Origin of the sequence: Actinospica robiniae DSM 44927, from assembly GCF_000504285.1 — a bacterium.
GTDB classification, from domain to species: Bacteria; Actinomycetota; Actinomycetes; order Streptomycetales; family Catenulisporaceae; genus Actinospica; species Actinospica robiniae.
On sequence record NZ_KI632511.1, the window covers coordinates 5,658,918 to 5,676,168 of the forward strand.

Genomic DNA, 17,251 nt, shown 5'->3' on the forward strand with positions numbered 1-17,251 from the left:
TCCGCATGAGATCGAGCCGGTCTGCAACATAGATTGCCCGTGAAGGAGTTCGCGCGTGTCCAACGAAGCGCTGTCAAACCTTTTGCACGAGGAGCGACGGTTCGCACCGCCGGCGGAGTTCGCCGCGGCGGCCAACGTGACCGCCGAAGCCTACGCCGCGGCCGAGGCCGACCGGCTCGCCTTCTGGGAGACCCAGGCGCGTCGGCTGGACTGGGCCGAGCCTTGGACCCAGACCCTGGACTGGTCTGACGCCCCGTTCGCCAAGTGGTTCGTGGGCGGCAAGCTGAACGTGGCCTACAACTGCGTCGACCGGCACGTCGAGGCCGGGCACGGCGAGCAGGTGGCCATCCACTTCGAGGGCGAGCCGGGCGACTCGCGCTCGATCACCTACGCCGAGCTGCAGCGCGAGGTGTGCAAGGCCGCGAACGCGCTGACCTCGCTGGGCGTGGCGGCCGGCGACCGGGTGGCGATCTACATGCCGATGATCCCGGAGACCGTCGTGGCGATGCTGGCCTGCGCCCGGATCGGCGCGCCGCACTCGGTGGTCTTCGCCGCCTTCGCCCCGGACGCGCTGCGCTCCCGGATCGACGACGCCGGCGCCAAGGTCCTGATCACCGCGGACGGCTACAACCGGCGCGGCGGCGTGGCCAACCTCAAGCCGAACGCGGACGCGGGCGTGGAGGGCGCCGAGTCGCTGGAGAAGGTGCTCGTGGTGCGGCGCACCGGCCAGGACGTGCCGTGGAACGCCGAGCGCGACATCTGGTGGCACGAGCTGGTGGACGCGCAGTCCGACCAGCACACGCCGGAGGCCTTCGACTCCGAGCACCCGCTGTTCATCCTCTACACCTCCGGCACCACCGGGAAGCCCAAGGGCATCCTGCACACCTCCGGCGGCTACCTGACCCAGACCTCGTACACCCACAACGCGGTGTTCGACCTGAAGCCGGACACCGATGTCTACTGGTGCACCGCCGACGTCGGCTGGGTGACCGGGCACTCGTACATCGTCTACGGACCGCTCTCCAACCGGGTCACCCAGGTGCTCTACGAAGGCACCCCGGACACCCCGCACCAGGGCCGGTTCTGGGAGAACGTGCAGAAGTACAAGATCTCCCTGCTCTACACCGCGCCGACCGCGATCCGCACGTTCATGAAGTGGGGCGACGCGATCCCGGCGAAGTTCGACCTGAGCTCGCTGCGGCTGCTCGGCTCGGTCGGCGAGCCGATCAACCCGGAGGCGTGGATCTGGTACCGGGAGAACATCGGCGGCAGCCGCTGCCCGATCGTGGACACCTGGTGGCAGACCGAGACCGGCGCCATCATGATCTCCCCGCTGCCGGGCGTGACCGAGACCAAGCCGGGCTCGGCCATGACCCCGCTGCCGGGCATCTCGGCGAACGTGGTGGAGCAGGACGGCACCGTCGTACCGAACGGCGGCGGCGGCTTCCTGGTGCTGGACAAGCCGTGGCCCTCGATGCTGCGCGGCGTCTGGGGCGACCCGCAGCGGTACAAGGACACGTACTGGTCCCGCTTCGCCGAGCAGGGCTACTACTTCGCCGGCGACGGCGCGAAGAAGGACGACGACGGCGACCTGTGGCTGCTCGGCCGGGTCGACGACATCATGCTGGTGTCCGGGCACAACATCTCCACCACCGAGGTGGAGTCCGCGCTGGTCTCGCACCCGAAGGTGGCCGAGGCCGCGGTGGTCGGGGCCAAGGACGAGATCACCGGGCAGCGGATCGTGGCCTTCGTGATCCTGCGCGGCGGGCACGCCGAGGACGAGTCGCTCGACGCCGAGCTCAAGGCGCACGTCGGCACGGCGCTCGGGCCGATCGCGAAGCCGAAGCAGATCCAGTTCGTGGCCGAGCTGCCCAAGACCCGGTCCGGCAAGATCATGCGACGGCTGCTCAAGGACGTCGCGGAGGACCGGGCGATCGGCGACACCACCACGCTCGCGGACTCGACGGTGATGGACCTGATCGCGGCGAAGCTGCCGCACGCCGCGGAGGAGTAAAGCGCGCCGCAACGGTGATGAAGGGCCCTGTCCGGCTTCGGCCGGGCAGGGCCCTCGTCGTGTTCCGGGGCGGGAGGGCACGATCTATGTCGTCAAGGAGATTTATCGACAAATCGATTTGCCGATATCCGGCTCCCCCCCGAGTGGCGCAACCCCCGGATAGCGACCGCGTGGGCCGGGTACGCGAGGAGCGACCTTGGTGGACCGAGCACGCACAGAAGGGCAGGAATGCGATGTCCGTGGATACCGAGCAGAAACTGAGCACCCTGGTCTCGAGCGCGGCGCAGGATGTCTCCGCGCTGGTGCGCGGCGAGATCGCGCTGGCGAAGGCGGAGGTACGCGAGGACGTCAAGCAGGCGGCCACCGGCGGCGGGCTGTTCGGCGCGGCGGCGCTGCTGGCGCTGTTCGCGATGATGATGCTGTGCTTCGCCGCGGCGTACGGCCTGCACGCCACCGGCCTCGGGCTGGCCTGGTGCTTCCTGATCGCCGGCGGCGCGCTGCTGGTGCTCGGCGGGGCGGCGGGGGCCATAGGGATGGCCAGGTTCAAGAAGATCAAGGGCGTCGAGGCCACCAAGCGCTCGAGCGCGCAGACGGTCGCGGTGCTCAAGCGCGCGGAGTGAGCGACGGCTCCGGCCTGCGCTGACGCTCGCGAAAGCGAGTGTTGATCGTACTTATCACTCTCGCGTGTGGTGTCGGGGACACTGCTCCGCCATCCAGTTGTGCCATGCTGACGAGCATGGCTTCAGATCTCAGCCCGGTGTACGCGGACGGACCGTGGACACACCGGGACGTGCCGGCGAACGGCGCGCGCTTCCACGTCGCCGAACTCGGTGAGGGGCCGCTCGCGCTGTTCCTGCACGGCTTCCCGCAGTTCTGGTGGACCTGGCGGCACCAGCTCCCGGCCTTCGCGGAGGCGGGCTACCGCGCGGTGGCCATGGACCTGCGCGGGATCGGGGGCAGCGACAAACCGCCGCGCGGCTACGACCCGCTGACCCTGACCATGGACGTGACCGGGGTGATCCGGGCGCTCGGCGAGTCCAACGCGGTGCTGATCGGGCACGGCTGGGGGGCCGGGCTGGCCTGGACCGCCGCCACCATGCGCCCCAAGGCGGTGCGCCGGCTGGTGATCGTCGGCGCCGCGCATCCGCGGGTGTTCCGCTCGGCCCTGCTGACCCACCCGGGCCAGATCGCGGCCAGCAGGCACATCTTCGCGGCGCAGCGTCCGATGCAGGCGGAGCGCTCGCTGGTCAAGGACGGCGGAGCGCACGTCGCGCGGATGCTGGAGAACTGGAGCCGGCCGGGCTGGCCGGACGCCACGGTGGAGAGCCGCTACCGGCAGGCGATCCAGATCCCGGGCGTCGCCCACAACGCGATGGAGTACTACCGCTGGCAGGTGCGCTCCCTGGTGCGTCCGGACGGGCTGCGCTACCACCAGCGGATGCGGGCCCTGACCGAGGTGCCGACCCTGCACCTGCACGGCGCGCTCGACCGCGCGGTGCTCGACTCGACCGCGCGCGGCTCGGGGGTGCACGTGAACGCCCCGTACCGGTGGCGGCTGCTCGACGGCATCGGGCACTTCCCGCAGGAGGAGGCGCCCGACACGTTCACCGCCGAGGTGCTCGGCTGGCTGCGGGACGAGGAACCGGACCGCTGACGGCGGGCGGGTCCCGCCGGATCGCGGCCGAGGCCGGCCGGCGCGAGACCGGCTAGCGCGGGTTGCGGACCGCCATGACGAGCAGGGCGATACCGGCGACGGCGAACAGCGGGGTGAGGAAGGCCGTCTCGAACTTGTTGCCGGTGCGCTTGATCAGCGGTATCTCGAAGCGCATCTTGACCGGCCAGAAGAGCGGACAGCCCTCCTTGGTGATGCAGTCCCCGCCCAGGTGGGTCAGTGCGCCGAGGCCGACCGCCGCGGGCAGCCAGGCCGGGTTGGCCGGTAGGTACTGATAGGTCGCGAAGGTGCCGACGGCCGCGATGATCACCACCACGCCCCAGGAGTGGATGCCCTTTCCGGGCGGGCACAGGTGCAGCGCGCGCACGGCCAGCGAGAGCAGGATGTACATCATCGCCAGCACGAACGGCCGGCCCCAGTGGTGCGCGCCCTCCCAGGTGCCGAAGGTCACCAGGGCGACGAAGAGGAACGAGTGGGTGGCGTGCCGGTGGCCGCCGGATATCTTCTCCACCAGCCTGCAGAACTGGTGCGAGACCGGCCCGAGGAAGTGGGCTATCGAGCCGTCGGGGTGGTCGAGGTCGGGCAGCAGCGCGGCACCGGCGGTGGCGAACGTGCCGAGCACGATGTCCGCCGGCGTCAGCTTCTGATGGCTCAGCAGATCCGACCACCAGGCCACCGGAGCGGCCGCGGTGGCGGCCCCCCAGGTGAGCACACCGCTGGTCGAATGCGAATGGCCGAGCATGGCCCCCCCTTACGATTATCCGATCAGTCCGCGAACCTACACGGCGCAACCTTCCGTGTCGACCGGCGCGGTGGCGTCGATGCCGCGCTGGGCATCGCCTTGCACCAGGCTCGCAGTGAGCGCGTACCCCGTGGCAGAGTCCTGAAGCGACTTGGCGAATACGACCCCGTACACCTCGCCGTCCGCGGTCAGCAGCGGGCCGCCGGAGTTGCCCTGAAGCACCGTCGAATACAGCGAGAAGATGTCCCGGGTGACCGTGTTCTGGTCGTAGATGTCCTGGCCCTGGGCGTCCATCTCCTGCCGGATGCGCGCGGGTACGGCCGTGAACGAGCCGTCCTCGGGGAAGCCGGCCACCACGGCGTTGTCATCGGCCTTACCGCTCGTGTCGAACTGCAGCGAGGGTGCGTCGAGGTCCTTGACGTAGAGCACGGCGATGTCCCGCTCGGGGTCGTAGAGCACGACCTTCGCGGGGTAGGGGGTGCCCTCGCCGCCGATCTGCACCGTCGGGTTGCTCACGCCGCCGACGACGTGCGCGTTGGTCATCACGTGGTGCGGCGAGAAGACGAAGCCGGAGCCCTCGATCTGCTTGCCGCAGCTCGGCGCGTCGCCCACGATCTTCACGATCGAGTTCTTCGCCGCGGTCACGCCGGGCTCGTTGAGCACGGCCGGATCCGGCGCCGGCACGTTGGCGATCGTCTCCTGGGTGAAGGGCCCGAACACCTGGGGAAAGCCGCTGCGCCCGAGCACCAGCGAGAACGAGTGGAACCAGGTGGTCGAGTCGGCCGGCAGCAGCCGCTGGATGCCGGCCAGTATCCGCGACTGGTGCACCTGGGAGACCACCACCGGCATGGAGGAGGTGGCCAGGGCGAGGCCTAGGAACCAGGAGACCAGCAGCACCGAGACCACGGAGACGACCGCGCCGGCGCCCTGGTCCACCGCCTGCACCGGACGCCACGTCAGCTCCCGGCGCACCCGGCCGCCGAGCGAGGTGGCGAGCACCTGCCCGAGCACGGCCAGGGCGAGCACCGCGCACAGCGAGATGGTGGAGACCACGAGCGAGGACTCGAAGCGGCGCATGACGTCCGGGACCAGCCAGACGCCCACCAGCAGGCCGCCGACGAAGCCGATGAAGGACATCACGCCGACGACGAAGCCCTGCCGGTAGCCGGAGATCGCGAAGCCGACACAGATCAGGATGATGATGAGATCAAGCAGGTCCATGTGCGCTCCGGAACTCCCTCAGGTCGAGCGGCAGGTCGAAGGCCGCGGCCTTCTCATCCCAGTCCCTCGCCCAGCCGCCGAGCCGGAGCACCGCGTCCAGGACGCCCGCGGTGAAGCCCCAGACCAGCAGTTCGCCCACGACGAAGGCCGGGCCGTTGAATCCTGACGAATGGCGCACCCGGATCCGGTTGGCCGGATCGACCAGGTCCGCCAGGGGCACCCGGCACACCCGGGCGACCTCGCTCGGGCTGCCCGCCAGCAGCGGCGCCGGCGAGCGCCACCAGGCCAGCACCGGGGTGACCAGGAAGTCACTGGGCGGCAGGTAGAGCTCGGGCAGCACGCCGAACACGCTCACGCCCGCCGGATCCACCCCCGTCTCCTCCTGTGCCTCGCGCAGCGCGGCCCGGATCCGGCCCTCGCCGTGCGGATCGCCGTCGGCCGGGTCGAGCCGGCCGCCCGGGAACGCCGCCTGGCCCGCGTGCGCGCGCAGCGTGGCGGCGCGCTCGGTGATGAGCATGTCCGGGCCGTGCGGAAGTCCCTCGCCGAACAGCAGCAGCACGGCCGAGCGACGCGGCTCGCCGGGCTTCGAGGCCGAGCGGCGCAGCTGCGGCCGGTCCATCCAGTCCGCCTCGGTGGCGACCTCCTGCGTCGCGCGGGCCAGCGGGCTGAGCCAGCCGGGCAGCGCGTCGGGGTCGGCGAACTGGACATCGCCCGGCGACGGCATCGGCATCGGCACGCTCCGGTCACCGGGCCTTTCCGGCCGGCGCGGCCGAGGCCGAGGCTCGCCGGGGCTTGGCCACCACCGCGACCTGGGCCGCGGCCTGCTGCCGGCGGACCTCGGCCAAGGCCGCCGCCTCGCGCGCGGATGCGGGCTTGAGCAGCGCCTCGGCCTTGACCGGGTCGAGTTCGCCGACGCCGTACGAGGGGCACATCGCGGCCAGCGGGCAGGCGCCGCAGGCGGGCCGGAGGGAGTGGCAGACGCGGCGGCCGTGGAAGATCAGCCGGTGCGAGAGCAGCGTCCACTCCGAGCGCGGGAAGAGCGTGCCGATCGCGTGCTCGACCTTGACCGGGTCCTCCAGCGCGGTCCAGCCGAAGCGCCGCACCAGCCGGCCGAAGTGGGTGTCGACGGTCAGGCCCGGCACGTCGAAGGCGTTGCCGAGGACGACGTTGGCGGTCTTGCGCCCCACGCCGGGCAGCGTGACCAGGTCCTCGAGCCGACCGGGCACCTCGCCGCCGAAGCGGTCGCACAGCGCCTGGCCCAGTCCGATGATCGACCTGGCCTTGTTGCGGTAGAAGCCGGTGGGCCTGACCAGCTCCTCCAGCTCGATCCGCTCGGCCTGCGCGTACTCCTCCGCGGTCGTGTAGCGCGCGAACAGGCCCGGGGTCACCTGGTTCACCCGCACGTCCGTGCACTGCGCGGACAGGATCGTGGCCACTATCAGCTCGAGGGGGTTGCGGAAGTCGAGCTCGCAGTGGGCGTCCGGATACAGGTCGGCCAGCACGCGGTTCATCTTCCGGGCCCGGCGCACCAGCGCCACGCGGGACTCGGGCTTGCCGCCCGCCTTGCGCTCCGTCACGCTCGCCTCGCCGACCTTCCACCGACCACGGCCGTTTCGGCCGACCACCGCTGTACCTACCGACTACCGCAACGGCTCGGGTCTCGTGCCCGGGCCCAGGAGCCAAGCCTACGGGCGCCGGTCTCGGCTATGCGAACATCCGCACCCTAGAGAACAAAACGCGCCGAAGCCCCCCTGCCGTTCCCGGGCTCTTCCCGTGCTCGTTCACGCACTCTTAAGAGACGTGATCGGGCCGCTCGCGAGCCCGGTTCCCGACTAGGTGTTAGGCGGTGTCGTAGGCCACACTGGAGGGGCAACGACATAACAGATTGGAATTCGAGGTCGAGTGGACAGCCACCGGCCAACGGAGACCTTAGTGTCCGCGAGGACTGTTGGAGGGTTGGCCAGTGGACGACGTGCTGCGTCGGAGCCCGCTGTTCGCCGCGCTCGACGAGGAGGCCTCGGCCTCCCTGCTCAAGTCGATGACCGAGATCGTGCTGAGCCGCGGCGACGCCTTGTTCCATGAGGGCGACCCGGGTGACCAGCTGTACGTGGTGGTCGAGGGCAAGATCAAGCTCGGCCGCAGCTCGGGCGACGGCCGGGAGAACCTCACCGCGGTGATGGGCCCCGGCGAGATGTTCGGCGAGCTCTCCCTGTTCGACCCCGGGCCGCGCACCTCCACCGCCACCGCGCTGACCGCCACCAAGCTGCTCGCGCTCGGCCACGCCGAGCTCATGCCCTGGCTCTCGGCCCGGCCCGAGGTCGCCCGCGCCCTGCTCAAGGCCATGGCCCGGCGGCTGCGGCGGACCAACGAGACCCTGGCCGACCTGGTCTTCTCCGACGTGCCCGGCCGGGTGGCCAAGGCGCTGCTGGACCTCTCCACCCGCTTCGGCCAGCCGGCCGGCGAGGAGCAGGACGGCATCAAGGTCTCGCACGACCTGACCCAGGAGGAGCTCGCCCAGCTGGTCGGAGCCTCCCGGGAGACGGTGAACAAGGCGCTGGCCGACTTCGCCCAGCGCGGCTGGATCAAGCTCGAGGCCCGCGCCGTCGTCCTGCTCGACACCGTCCGCCTGGCCCGCCGGGCCCGCTGAGCGGCCCCGGACCAGGGGCCGCTCGCGGGCGCGTTCGCGGACGGCGCAGCCCGGAATCCGGAAAACCGGCGTACGCTGACGTAACACTTCGGTGAACGTTTGTAAGCCGAAATTCAGGCGGGGCCCACGGCCCGGTCAGTCGAACCGGGCCGGATCCAGATAGTGCAGCTGAGCCCGGACCGAGAGTTCGGCCGCCGGCCACAGAGCCCGATCGACCTCCGCGTACACCCGGCGCACCACCTCCGCGGCCGAGGAGTCACCCGCCGCGAGCGCCGCCTCGACCTGGGCCAGCCGCTCGGCCCGATGCCGTAGATAGAAGTCGAGCACGCCCACCGCGTCGTCGAGCACGGGCCCGTGCCCGGGCAGCACGGTGTCGAACTCGTGCCGGGCCGCGGACGAGCGGAGCGTGCGCAGCGAGTCGAGATAGTCCCCCAGCGTCCCGTCCGGATAGGCGACCAGTGTCGTCCCGCGGCCGAGCACGGTGTCGCCGGTCAGCACCGCCCGATCGGCCGGGAGCAGAAAGGAAAGGCTGTCGCCGGTGTGCCCGGGCGTGCCGACGACGCGCAGCTCGAGCCCGCCCGCGTCGACCACGTCGCCGTCCGCGAGGCCCTCCGAGCCCAGCCGCAGCGCGGGATCGAGCGCACGCACCGGAGCGCCGGTCAGTTCGGCGAAGCGCCGCGCCGACTCGGCGTGGTCCGGGTGACCGTGCGTCAGCAGGATCTGGGTGACGCGCGCGCCGAGCCCTTCGGCCGCCGCGACCACCGCCGCCAGGTGCCCTTCGTCCAGCGGGCCGGGATCCACCACCACCGCGGCGGAGGACCCCGGCTCGCACAGCACCCAGGTGTTCGTGCCCTCCAAGGTGTAGGGCGACGGGTTGGGCGCGAGGACCAGCGTGGCCCGCTCGGTCACGCTCAGTCGACTTCCACGACGAGCTCGACCTCGACCGGCGCGTCGAGCGGGAGCACCGCGACGCCGACGGCCGAGCGCACATGCACCCCGGCCTCGCCGAAGACGTGCCCGAGAAGCTCGCTCGCCCCGTTGACCACACCCGGCTGGGCGGTGAAGTCCGGGACGGAGGCCACGAAACCTACCACCTTCACGATCCGGCGCACCTTGGCCAGATCGCCCACCTCGGCCTTGATCGCGGCCAGCGCGTTCAGAGCGCAGCGCTGGGCCAGCTCCTTGGCCTCCTCCGGGCTCACCACCCCGCCGACCTTGCCGGTGGCCGGCAGCGCGCCGTCGACCGTGGGCAGCTGGCCGGAGGTGTAGACCAGCGAGCCGTTGCGCAGGGCCGGCACGTACGCGCCGACCGGCTTGGCCGGCTCGGGGAGCTTGAGGCCGAGCTCGGCCAGGCGCTCCTCCGGGTGCTTGCCGTCGGACATCAGGAGTCTCCCCCGCCGTCCGACACCGTGCGCTTCATGTAGGCCACCAGGTTCTCCGGGTTCGGGCCCGGCACGACCTGGACCAGCTCCCAGCCGTCCTGGCCCCAGTTGTCCAGGATCTGCTTGGTGGCGTGCACCAGCAGGGGCACCGTCGCGTATTCGAACTTCTTCGCCATGGGGCCTACCGTAACGCCTCACCCCGCCCGATCGTCTCTCGCAGCCCTACTCGGACGGACGCAGATCACGCGTCGGCGGGAACGAGCGCGCACCCGGGTTCGTCCCCGTTGGCGGCACTGAGCACGGGGCAAGGGTTACGCTCGGATGGTGACCAATGCCCGCTCCGACTCAGCCAGGGACTGGCCCGGCGTCCGCCTGCACGTGGTGACCGGGAAGGGCGGCACCGGCAAGACCACGGTGGCCGGCGCCCTCGCGCTCGCCCTGGCCGGCCGCTCGCCCAAGCGGCCCGGCGGCACCGGGCAGCCCGCCGCGCGCGTGCTGCTGGTGGAGGTGGAGGGAAGACAGGGCGTGGCCCAGCTCTTCGACGCGCCGCCGCTGCCCTACGAGGAGCGGCGCATCGCGGCCGTGCCCGGCGGCGGCGAGGTCTGGGCGCTGGTGATAGACCCGGAGCAGGCGCTGCTCGAGTACCTGGACATGTTCTACAAGCTCGGTCCGGCCGCCCGCGCGCTCAAGCGCTTCGGCGCGATCGACTTCGCCACCACCGTCGCGCCCGGCATCAGGGACGTGCTGCTGACCGGCAAGACCTGCGAGGCGGTGCGCCGGCGCTCGACCGAGGAGGGGCGCACCTTCCACTACGACGCGGTGATCATGGACGCGCCGCCCACCGGTCGGATCACCCGGTTCCTCAACGTCAACTCGGAGGTCTCCGGACTGGCCCGGGTCGGGCCGATCCGCAACCAGGCCGACGCGGTGATGCGGGTGCTGACCAGCGCGCAGACCGCCGTGCACTTCGTGACCCTGCTGGAGGAGATGCCGGTGCAGGAGACGTTGGACGGGATCGCCGGCCTGCGCGACGCCGGGCTGCCGGTCGGGGGGATCGTGGTGAACCAGGCCCGAGACGTGGTGCTGACGGACGATCAGCTCAAGCGCGCCGCCGGCGAGGGCGTGGACCGGGCCGAACTGGCCGCCGGCCTCGCCCCGGTCAAGCTGGACCAGCCGCCGATCGTGGACGCGCTCGCCGACCTGGCCACCGAGCACGCCCGCCGGGTGCTGCTCGAGCAGGAGCAGCGCGAGGCCCTGAGCGCGAACGAGGCGCCGATCTACGAGCTGCCGCTGCTGAACGAGGGCGTGGACCGGGTGGGCCTCGACCGGCTGGCCCGGGCGCTGCGCAGCCAGGGGGCGGCGTGAGGAAGCTCATGGGCGACTCGGTGAACCCGCCCTCGGGCCCGGACAGTGAGGTGGAAGCGTGACCGTGCCGACTGTGGCCGCGAACCTGGATCTCGACGCCCTGCTCGACGACCGCGGCAACCGGATCATCGTGTGCTGCGGCTCCGGCGGCGTCGGCAAGACCACCACCGCCGCGGCGTTCGCGCTGCGCGCGGCCGAGCGCGGCCGGGACGTGGTCGTGCTCACCATCGATCCGGCCCGGCGCCTCGCCCAGTCGCTCGGGCTGACCGAGCTGGACAACACCCCGCGCCCGGTGCAGGGGATCGACACCGCGGCCGGCGGACGTCTGCACGCGATGATGCTGGACATGAAGCGCACGTTCGACGACATCGTGGTCGAGCACGCGGACGCCGGCCGGGCGCAGCAGATCCTGGACAACCCGTTCTACCAGTCGCTCTCCGCCAGCTTCGCCGGCACGCAGGAGTACATGGCGATGGAGAAGCTCGGCCAGCTCTACGACAAGGGCGAATGGGACCTGATCGTCGTCGACACGCCGCCGAGCCGTTCCGCGCTCGACTTCCTGGACGCGCCGAACCGGCTCGGCTCGTTCCTCGACGGCAAGTTCATCAAGATCCTGTCGGCGCCGGCCAAGGTCGGCGGCCTCGGCGGCGCGTTCAAGCTGCTGACCGGCGGGGTGAGCCTGGTCACCGGGGCGCTCGGCAAGCTGCTCGGCTCCGGCCTGCTGGCCGACGTGCAGGCCTTCGTCAACGCGCTCGACACCATGTTCGGCGGCTTCCGCGAGCGGGCCGAGGCGACGTACCGGCTGCTCCAGGCGAAGGGCACCTCGTTCGTGGTGGTGGCCGCGCCGGAGCCGGACGCGCTGCGCGAGGCCTCGTACTTCGCCCGGCGCCTGGCCGAGGAGCGCATGCCGCTGGCCGGCCTGGTGCTCAACCGGGTGCACCCTCGGCTGACCGACCTGACCGCGGAGCGTTCCCTCGCGGCGGCCGAGCAGCTGGACGCCCCGGCGGATCCGCAGCACTCGAGCCCGCAGCACTCGCTGGCCGGAGGGCTGCTTCGGCTGCACGCGGAGCGGGTGGAGCTCAGCCGTCGGGAGACGAAGCTGGCCGACCGCTTCGTGGCGAGCCACCCGGGCATCAACCTGCTCCGGCTGCCCGCGCTGGCGGAGGACGTGCACGACCTCGCGGGCCTGCGGCTGGTGACGGCCGGGTCGGACGGCGCGGCCGCGTAGAACTCGGCCGCGGACCGGCTCAGCCCGCTCACCCCACCGGCGCGGGCTGTGCCAGGTCCTCGGTCAGCGCCTCGATCTCGGCCGCCTCGCGCTGGGCCGGCAGCATCTGGCCCGGCTCGGGCACGATCAGCATCGTGCCGGTGCGCTCGAAGTACGCGTCCCGCTTCTCCTCGAGCACCTGCCGCCAGGAGTGGACCTCCGGCCGGCGGCGCAGCAGCGCGCGCCGCTCACGCTCGGTCATCCCGCCCCACACGCCGTACTCGACACGATTGTCGAGAGCGTCGGCCAGGCACTCGGTGCGCACCGGACAGGTCGCGCACACGACTTTCGCCCGGTTCTGCGCCGCTCCCTGAACGAACAGCTCATCCGGGTCCATCCCCCGGCACCCCGCGACTATGGTCCAATCCTCAACCCACGCCATTTCCGGTGCAGTCCTCTCCGCACTCGAGGCTCCCCTTCGCCTCCTCATCCGCGTGACCGCCCCCGCGGAGTGAGGAAGCGGCTTCCGCACTAGCCGCATTGCTCACGTTCGACCTCGACCGTCCTGCTCGGACGGCCTGCCCGGTGCCGAGCGTCCCCGAGACCCTACGGTTTCGGTTTCCCTCAGTAAGCACGACAGTACGGAATGGCGACATCGCGCGACAGCCCCCATCCTGGTCAATCTCTGATGGCCCGTCCGGACTATGCGGCCTGTCGCAAGTGGGCCACAGTTCCGGCCTGCGGCCCCCAGGCCGCCCACGGGCGGGAATGGGAAAGTACCCTTTTGCCATGGTCAAGTCAGGGCGCGATTATTCCGGATTGGGCGGTTTCGGCCGCCTTATGTCCCATCTGGGCATATTCGTCGCGATCAGCGGTGCCGCGGGCCTGCTGATCGCGGGACTGGTGCTGCCCGGGGCCGCGGCCGCGGGGCTGACCGCCAAGTCCGCCTCGGACGGGTTCGAGAGCCTGCCGGTCGACTTCCAGACCCCCACGCTGCCGCAGCGCACCCAGATATTCGCCGCGGACGGCTCGGTGATCGCCACCACGTGGGACGACGACCTGGGCGGCAACCGGGTCGTGGTGCCCCTGACCAAGATCAGCTCGGCGATGCCGGAAGCCCTCGTGTCCATCGAGGACCAGCGCTTCTACCAGCACGGCGGCATCGACCTCAAGGGCACCCTGCGCGCCCTGGTCAACGACTCCTCCGGCGGCTCCCTCCAGGGCGGCTCCTCCATAGCCCAGCAGTACGTCAAGAACGTGCTCGAGGTCGAGGCCGGCGAGAACAAGGCGGCGCAGCAGGCGGCCGTCGCCGACACCCTGGACCGCAAGATCGTCGAGCTCAAGGACGCGATCGCGGTCGAGAAGCAGATGTCCAAGCAGGAACTGCTCGAGCGGTATCTGAACATCGTCTACTTCGGCAACGACTCCTACGGCGTGGAGACCGCGGCCGAGCGCTACTTCTCCACCTCCGCCGCGAAGCTCACCGTCCCGCAGGCCGCGCTGCTGGCCGCGATCGTGAACAGCCCGTCGATGTACGACCCGCTGCAGCATCCGGCCGAGGCGCTGGCCCGGCGCAACATCGTGCTCCAGGACATGGCCCTGCCGTCGCTGCACTACATCACCGCCGCGCAGGCCGCCAAGTACGCGAAGCAACCGCTCAACCTGAAGCCCACCACGCCGCACAACGGCTGCATCACCGCGCAGGGCTCCGCGGCGTTCTTCTGCAACTACGTCTACGAGACCTTCATCAACGACGCCGCGTACGGCGCGACGAAGGCCGCGCGCGAGGCGATGTGGAGCAAGGGCGGCCTGAACATCACCACCACGATGGTGCCCAAGAACGAGACCGCCGCCGACGCCGCCATCAAGAAATACGTCTACTCCACAGACAAGGTGGCCTCGGCGATGGTCGAGGCGACGCCCGGGACAGGCGCGATCGTCGCCATGGCCCAGTCCAAACCGATGGGCAACGGCGCAGGCCAGACCTATATCAACCTCACGTCCGACCCCGAACACGCCGGGACCAACGGCTTCCAAGCCGGTTCGTCGTTCAAGATCTTCGTCGGCCTCGCCGCGCTCGAGCAGAACATCAGCCCGAGCATGACCATCGACGCGCCGCACCAGATCCAGGACACCGGCACGACGTTCGCCGCGTGCGCCAACGGCCAGACCTCGGTGCCGTGGTCCGAGCCGGGTGAGACGAAGCCGTACTCGCCGTCGAATGACGACGACACCAACGGCCCGACGAACATGATCGACGGCTTCGCCAACTCGGTGAACACGTACTTCATCCGACTCGAGGAGAAGACCGGACTGTGCCAGCCCGCCACGATCGCCAAGTCCATGGGCGTGACCCAGGACAACGACTCGGGCGACGGCAAGGCACTGCTGCAGATCCCGTCGTTCACCCTCGGCACCAACAACATCACCGTGGTCGAGATGGCCGAGGCCTACGCCACCCTCGCTTCGGGCGGCACCTACTGCCAGCCGTACGTGATCACAGCCGTGAGCGACAGTTCCGGCAAGCAGTACCCGGCGCAGGCCGAGAACTGCGCCAAGGTGCTCGACACGAACACGGTCAATGAACTGACGTACCTGCTCCAGGGCGTGGTCGAGCACGGTACGGCGAAGACGAGGGTCCCGCTGGACGGCCGTGAGGTTGCAGGTAAGACCGGCACGACCGACCTCGGCGTGGCCACCTGGTTCGACGGCTACACCCCGCAACTCGCCGCCGCGGTGTGGACGGGCTTCATCGACTGGAATTCCAAGTCGACGATGGCACGCATGCAGATCGGCTCCACGTACTACTCGGGCCAGGTCGCCGGCGCCTCGATCTCGGCGCCCATCTTCAACAAGGCCATGACGGCCGCCCTCGCCGGCACCACTCCCCAGGACTTCACCCCGCCAGTCGGCTTCGACAACAGCGGGAACGCCGGCCCCCCTCCCGGCGGGGCCAACGGAGGAGTCGGCGGGGCCAACGGCGGCAATGGAGGAAACGGCGCGAACGGCGGAAACGGGGGCAACGGCGGGAACGGGAACGGCGGCCTGTTCGGCGGCGTCTTCTAGCGCCCTGCACCGCTCCTGACAACACGTAGGGGCCGTACCGCTCGGCGGTACGGCCCCTACGGCGTGTCAGACGCCTGTTCTCCGGCTCAGCTCAGCGCGGCCTTCACCGCCGCCGCCACCCGCGAACCGTCGGCCCGGCCCGCCACCCGCGGCGTGAGCACCTTCATGACGGCCCCCATCGCCCGCGGCCCCTCGGCTCCGCTTTCCGCCACCGCGGCCGCGACCAGCGAGTCGAGCTCCTCGTCGGAGAGCGGCGTCGGCAGGTACTCGGCGATCACCTCGCCCTCCGCCTCCTCACGGGCGGCCTGCTCGGCCCGGCCCGCCCCGGCGAACGCCTCGGCGGCCTCGCGGCGCTTCTTGGCCTCCCGGCCGAGGACCTTGAGCACCTCGTCGTCGGTCAGCACGCGCGCGCTGGCGCCGGCGACCTCCTCGTTGGTGATCGCGGTCAGCGCCATCCGGATGGTGGCCGAACGCAGAGCGTCCCGCGCCTTCATCGCGGCGGTCAGATCGGCCCGGAGCCGATCCTTGAGAGTCGTCGTGGTCATGACACAAGAGTGTCATGAACCGGCTCCGGGAGCGTACGCAATTGTGCGCGACGGGCCCGAGCGCCGCTTCCCGCGGGCGAGCCGGGCTAGCATGGACCGGTGCGCAAGAAGATCGCGGTACCACTGGGCGTGGCGGCGGTCGGTCTGGCCGGCCTGGGCTACGCGGCGGGCGTGGAGGTCAACTTCTACCGGCTGCGCCGATTCGAGCTGCCGGTGCTCGAGCCGGGCAGCGATCCGATCCGGATCCTGCAGGTCTCGGACATCCACATGGTCCCGGGTCAGCGGCGCAAGCAGAAGTGGCTCAGGTCCCTGGCGGAGCTCGAGCCCGACCTGGTCGTGAACACCGGCGACAACCTCTCCCACCCCGACGCGGTCGGCCCGGTCCTCGACGCGCTCGAGCCGCTGCTGCGCGTCCCCGGCGTGTTCGTGTTCGGCTCGAACGACTACTACCAGGCCACGAAGCTGAACCCGGCGAAGTACCTGCGCAGGGGCGACCTCTCGCACGCCCCGCGCAAGAAGCGCGAGCAGAACGACTGGCAGCTGCTCGAGGCCGGCCTGGCCAAGCACGGCTGGCTCCAGCTGAACAACGCCCGCGGCGCCCTCGAGCTGGGCGGCCGCCGCTTCGCCTTCGTCGGCCTCGACGACCCGCACGTCAAGCGCGACCGCTACGAGCTGGTGGCGGGCGGCCCGGACATCGACGCCGAGATCACCCTCGGCGTGACCCACGCCCCCTACCTCAGGGCTCTGGACGCCTTCGCCGCGGACGGGATCCCGGTGATCCTGGCCGGCCACACCCACGGCGGCCAGCTGTGCATCCCCGGCTACGGCGCCCTGGTGACCAACTGCGACCTCGACACCGACCGGGTCAAGGGCCTGAACACCCACACCGCCCCCAACGAGCGCACGTCCTACCTCCACGTGTCGGCCGGCTGCGGCACCTCCCGCTTCGCTCCCGTCCGCTTCGCCTGCCCGCCGGAAGCCTCTCTGCTCACCCTCGTCCCCCGCCACTAGCCGCCCCCGCCGCCCGCCCGCCACCGCGTCGCCATACCCCACCGGACCCGCCGACGCCCGTCGTGAGCTGCGGCGCAGCGGAAGACGACAATGGATTTCCGGTTCAGCCGGACTCTCCGCTAAGCTAGCGGGGCACAGCCGGGGTGTAGCGCAGCTTGGTAGCGCGCTTCGTTCGGGACGAAGAGGTCGTGGGTTCGAATCCCGCCACCCCGACGCTGTTCAGGGCCAGTGACCTGCTTATGGTCACTGGCCCTGAAGTTTTCCAGCACCCCCATGCGCGGGGCTCAGTGCGGGTTTCCAAGGGCGGCTGCCTGATCAGGCAACCACGTCGCCGCGCAGGATTCGAGGGTCTGCCCGCAGACGAGTGGCAACAACGTCT

General features: G+C 70.8%; 17 protein-coding genes and 1 tRNA gene. 9 read left to right on the forward strand and 9 right to left on the reverse strand.

The window, feature by feature from the left end; genetic code table 11:
* Positions 1-55 precede the first annotated feature (55 nt).
* The 3 genes from acs to ACTRO_RS23995 all read left to right on the forward strand — a co-directional run bounded on the left by acs (position 56) and on the right by ACTRO_RS23995 (position 3,668).
* A complete protein-coding gene (gene acs, locus ACTRO_RS23985) occupies positions 56-2,014 on the forward strand; it encodes an acetate--CoA ligase (RefSeq protein ID WP_034266500.1) in 1,959 nt (652 codons plus the stop codon).
* A gap of 239 nt (positions 2,015-2,253) precedes the next feature.
* Positions 2,254-2,634 carry a phage holin family protein gene (locus ACTRO_RS48225; RefSeq protein ID WP_169739941.1) on the forward strand — a complete coding sequence of 127 codons (381 nt, stop codon included), beginning with the start codon at positions 2,254-2,256 and terminating at the stop codon, positions 2,632-2,634.
* A 116-nt stretch (positions 2,635-2,750) separates the two neighbouring features.
* Complete coding sequence (locus ACTRO_RS23995; RefSeq protein ID WP_034276446.1) at positions 2,751-3,668, forward strand: alpha/beta fold hydrolase; 918 nt, start codon at positions 2,751-2,753, stop codon at positions 3,666-3,668.
* 52 nt (positions 3,669-3,720) lie between these two features.
* On the opposite strand, the gene ACTRO_RS24000 is transcribed toward ACTRO_RS23995, so the two are convergent.
* The 4 genes from ACTRO_RS24000 to nth are packed head-to-tail and all read right to left on the reverse strand — an operon-like array spanning position 3,721 to position 7,226.
* The gene (locus tag ACTRO_RS24000) at positions 3,721-4,428 is read right to left on the reverse strand and encodes a metal-dependent hydrolase (RefSeq protein ID WP_034266502.1); all 708 of its coding nucleotides are present in this window, start codon (positions 4,426-4,428) and stop codon (positions 3,721-3,723) included.
* 36 nt (positions 4,429-4,464) lie between these two features.
* Positions 4,465-5,649, reverse strand: coding sequence for a MarP family serine protease (locus tag ACTRO_RS24005; RefSeq protein WP_034266504.1), 1,185 nt, complete (start codon positions 5,647-5,649; stop codon positions 4,465-4,467).
* Positions 5,636-6,379, reverse strand: a complete 744-nt coding sequence (locus ACTRO_RS24010) for an NUDIX hydrolase (RefSeq protein WP_034276448.1) — start codon at positions 6,377-6,379, stop codon at positions 5,636-5,638. The genes ACTRO_RS24005 and ACTRO_RS24010 overlap by 14 nt, the downstream gene beginning before the upstream one ends.
* A 13-nt stretch (positions 6,380-6,392) precedes the next feature.
* The gene (gene nth, locus ACTRO_RS24015; RefSeq protein ID WP_051451296.1) at positions 6,393-7,226 is read right to left on the reverse strand and encodes an endonuclease III; all 834 of its coding nucleotides are present in this window, start codon (positions 7,224-7,226) and stop codon (positions 6,393-6,395) included.
* Between the two features lie 386 nt (positions 7,227-7,612).
* Between nth and ACTRO_RS24020 the strand changes: the two genes are divergently transcribed.
* Positions 7,613-8,296 carry a Crp/Fnr family transcriptional regulator gene (locus ACTRO_RS24020; protein ID WP_034266507.1) on the forward strand — a complete coding sequence of 228 codons (684 nt, stop codon included), beginning with the start codon at positions 7,613-7,615 and terminating at the stop codon, positions 8,294-8,296.
* A gap of 135 nt (positions 8,297-8,431) precedes the next feature.
* On the opposite strand, the gene ACTRO_RS24025 is transcribed toward ACTRO_RS24020, so the two are convergent.
* Genes ACTRO_RS24025 through sp36 form a run of 3 tightly spaced genes read right to left on the reverse strand, consistent with a single transcriptional unit; the run spans position 8,432 to position 9,854 of the window.
* Complete coding sequence (locus tag ACTRO_RS24025) at positions 8,432-9,211, reverse strand: MBL fold metallo-hydrolase (RefSeq protein ID WP_051451297.1); 780 nt, start codon at positions 9,209-9,211, stop codon at positions 8,432-8,434.
* Positions 9,208-9,678 (reverse strand): RidA family protein, encoded by a 471-nt coding sequence (locus ACTRO_RS24030; RefSeq protein WP_034266509.1) that lies wholly within the window; start codon positions 9,676-9,678, stop codon positions 9,208-9,210. The genes ACTRO_RS24025 and ACTRO_RS24030 overlap by 4 nt, the downstream gene beginning before the upstream one ends.
* Positions 9,678-9,854, reverse strand: coding sequence for a Sp36 family protein (gene sp36 / locus ACTRO_RS47415; protein WP_157436393.1), 177 nt, complete (start codon positions 9,852-9,854; stop codon positions 9,678-9,680). Before sp36 ends, ACTRO_RS24030 begins: the two co-directional genes overlap by 1 nt.
* Before the next feature lie 145 nt (positions 9,855-9,999).
* Here sp36 and bagA point away from each other — a divergent pair, with 145 nt between their 5' ends.
* Positions 10,000-11,043, forward strand: coding sequence for an ATPase BagA (gene bagA / locus ACTRO_RS24035; RefSeq protein ID WP_051451298.1), 1,044 nt, complete (start codon positions 10,000-10,002; stop codon positions 11,041-11,043).
* Between the two features lie 58 nt (positions 11,044-11,101).
* Positions 11,102-12,271, forward strand: coding sequence for an ArsA family ATPase (bagB, locus tag ACTRO_RS24040; protein ID WP_063628065.1), 1,170 nt, complete (start codon positions 11,102-11,104; stop codon positions 12,269-12,271).
* 28 nt (positions 12,272-12,299) lie between these two features.
* Here the strand turns inward: bagB and ACTRO_RS50430 are convergent, their stop codons facing one another.
* Positions 12,300-12,692 (reverse strand): WhiB family transcriptional regulator, encoded by a 393-nt coding sequence (locus ACTRO_RS50430; protein WP_051451299.1) that lies wholly within the window; start codon positions 12,690-12,692, stop codon positions 12,300-12,302.
* A 347-nt stretch (positions 12,693-13,039) separates the two neighbouring features.
* Here ACTRO_RS50430 and ACTRO_RS24050 point away from each other — a divergent pair, with 347 nt between their 5' ends.
* Complete coding sequence (locus tag ACTRO_RS24050; RefSeq protein WP_157436394.1) at positions 13,040-15,316, forward strand: transglycosylase domain-containing protein; 2,277 nt, start codon at positions 13,040-13,042, stop codon at positions 15,314-15,316.
* Positions 15,317-15,402: 86 nt separating this feature from the next.
* Here the strand turns inward: ACTRO_RS24050 and ACTRO_RS24055 are convergent, their stop codons facing one another.
* The gene (locus tag ACTRO_RS24055) at positions 15,403-15,861 is read right to left on the reverse strand and encodes a GatB/YqeY domain-containing protein (protein WP_034266511.1); all 459 of its coding nucleotides are present in this window, start codon (positions 15,859-15,861) and stop codon (positions 15,403-15,405) included.
* A gap of 99 nt (positions 15,862-15,960) precedes the next feature.
* On the opposite strand from ACTRO_RS24055, the gene ACTRO_RS24060 reads away from it, so the two are divergent.
* Both ACTRO_RS24060 and ACTRO_RS24065 read left to right on the forward strand, forming a co-directional pair.
* Positions 15,961-16,872: a metallophosphoesterase gene (locus ACTRO_RS24060; protein ID WP_034266512.1), complete on the forward strand. Its 912-nt coding sequence runs from the start codon at positions 15,961-15,963 to the stop codon at positions 16,870-16,872.
* A gap of 139 nt (positions 16,873-17,011) precedes the next feature.
* Positions 17,012-17,085: transfer RNA gene (locus ACTRO_RS24065), tRNA-Pro, on the forward strand.
* Positions 17,086-17,251: the final 166 nt, after the last annotated feature.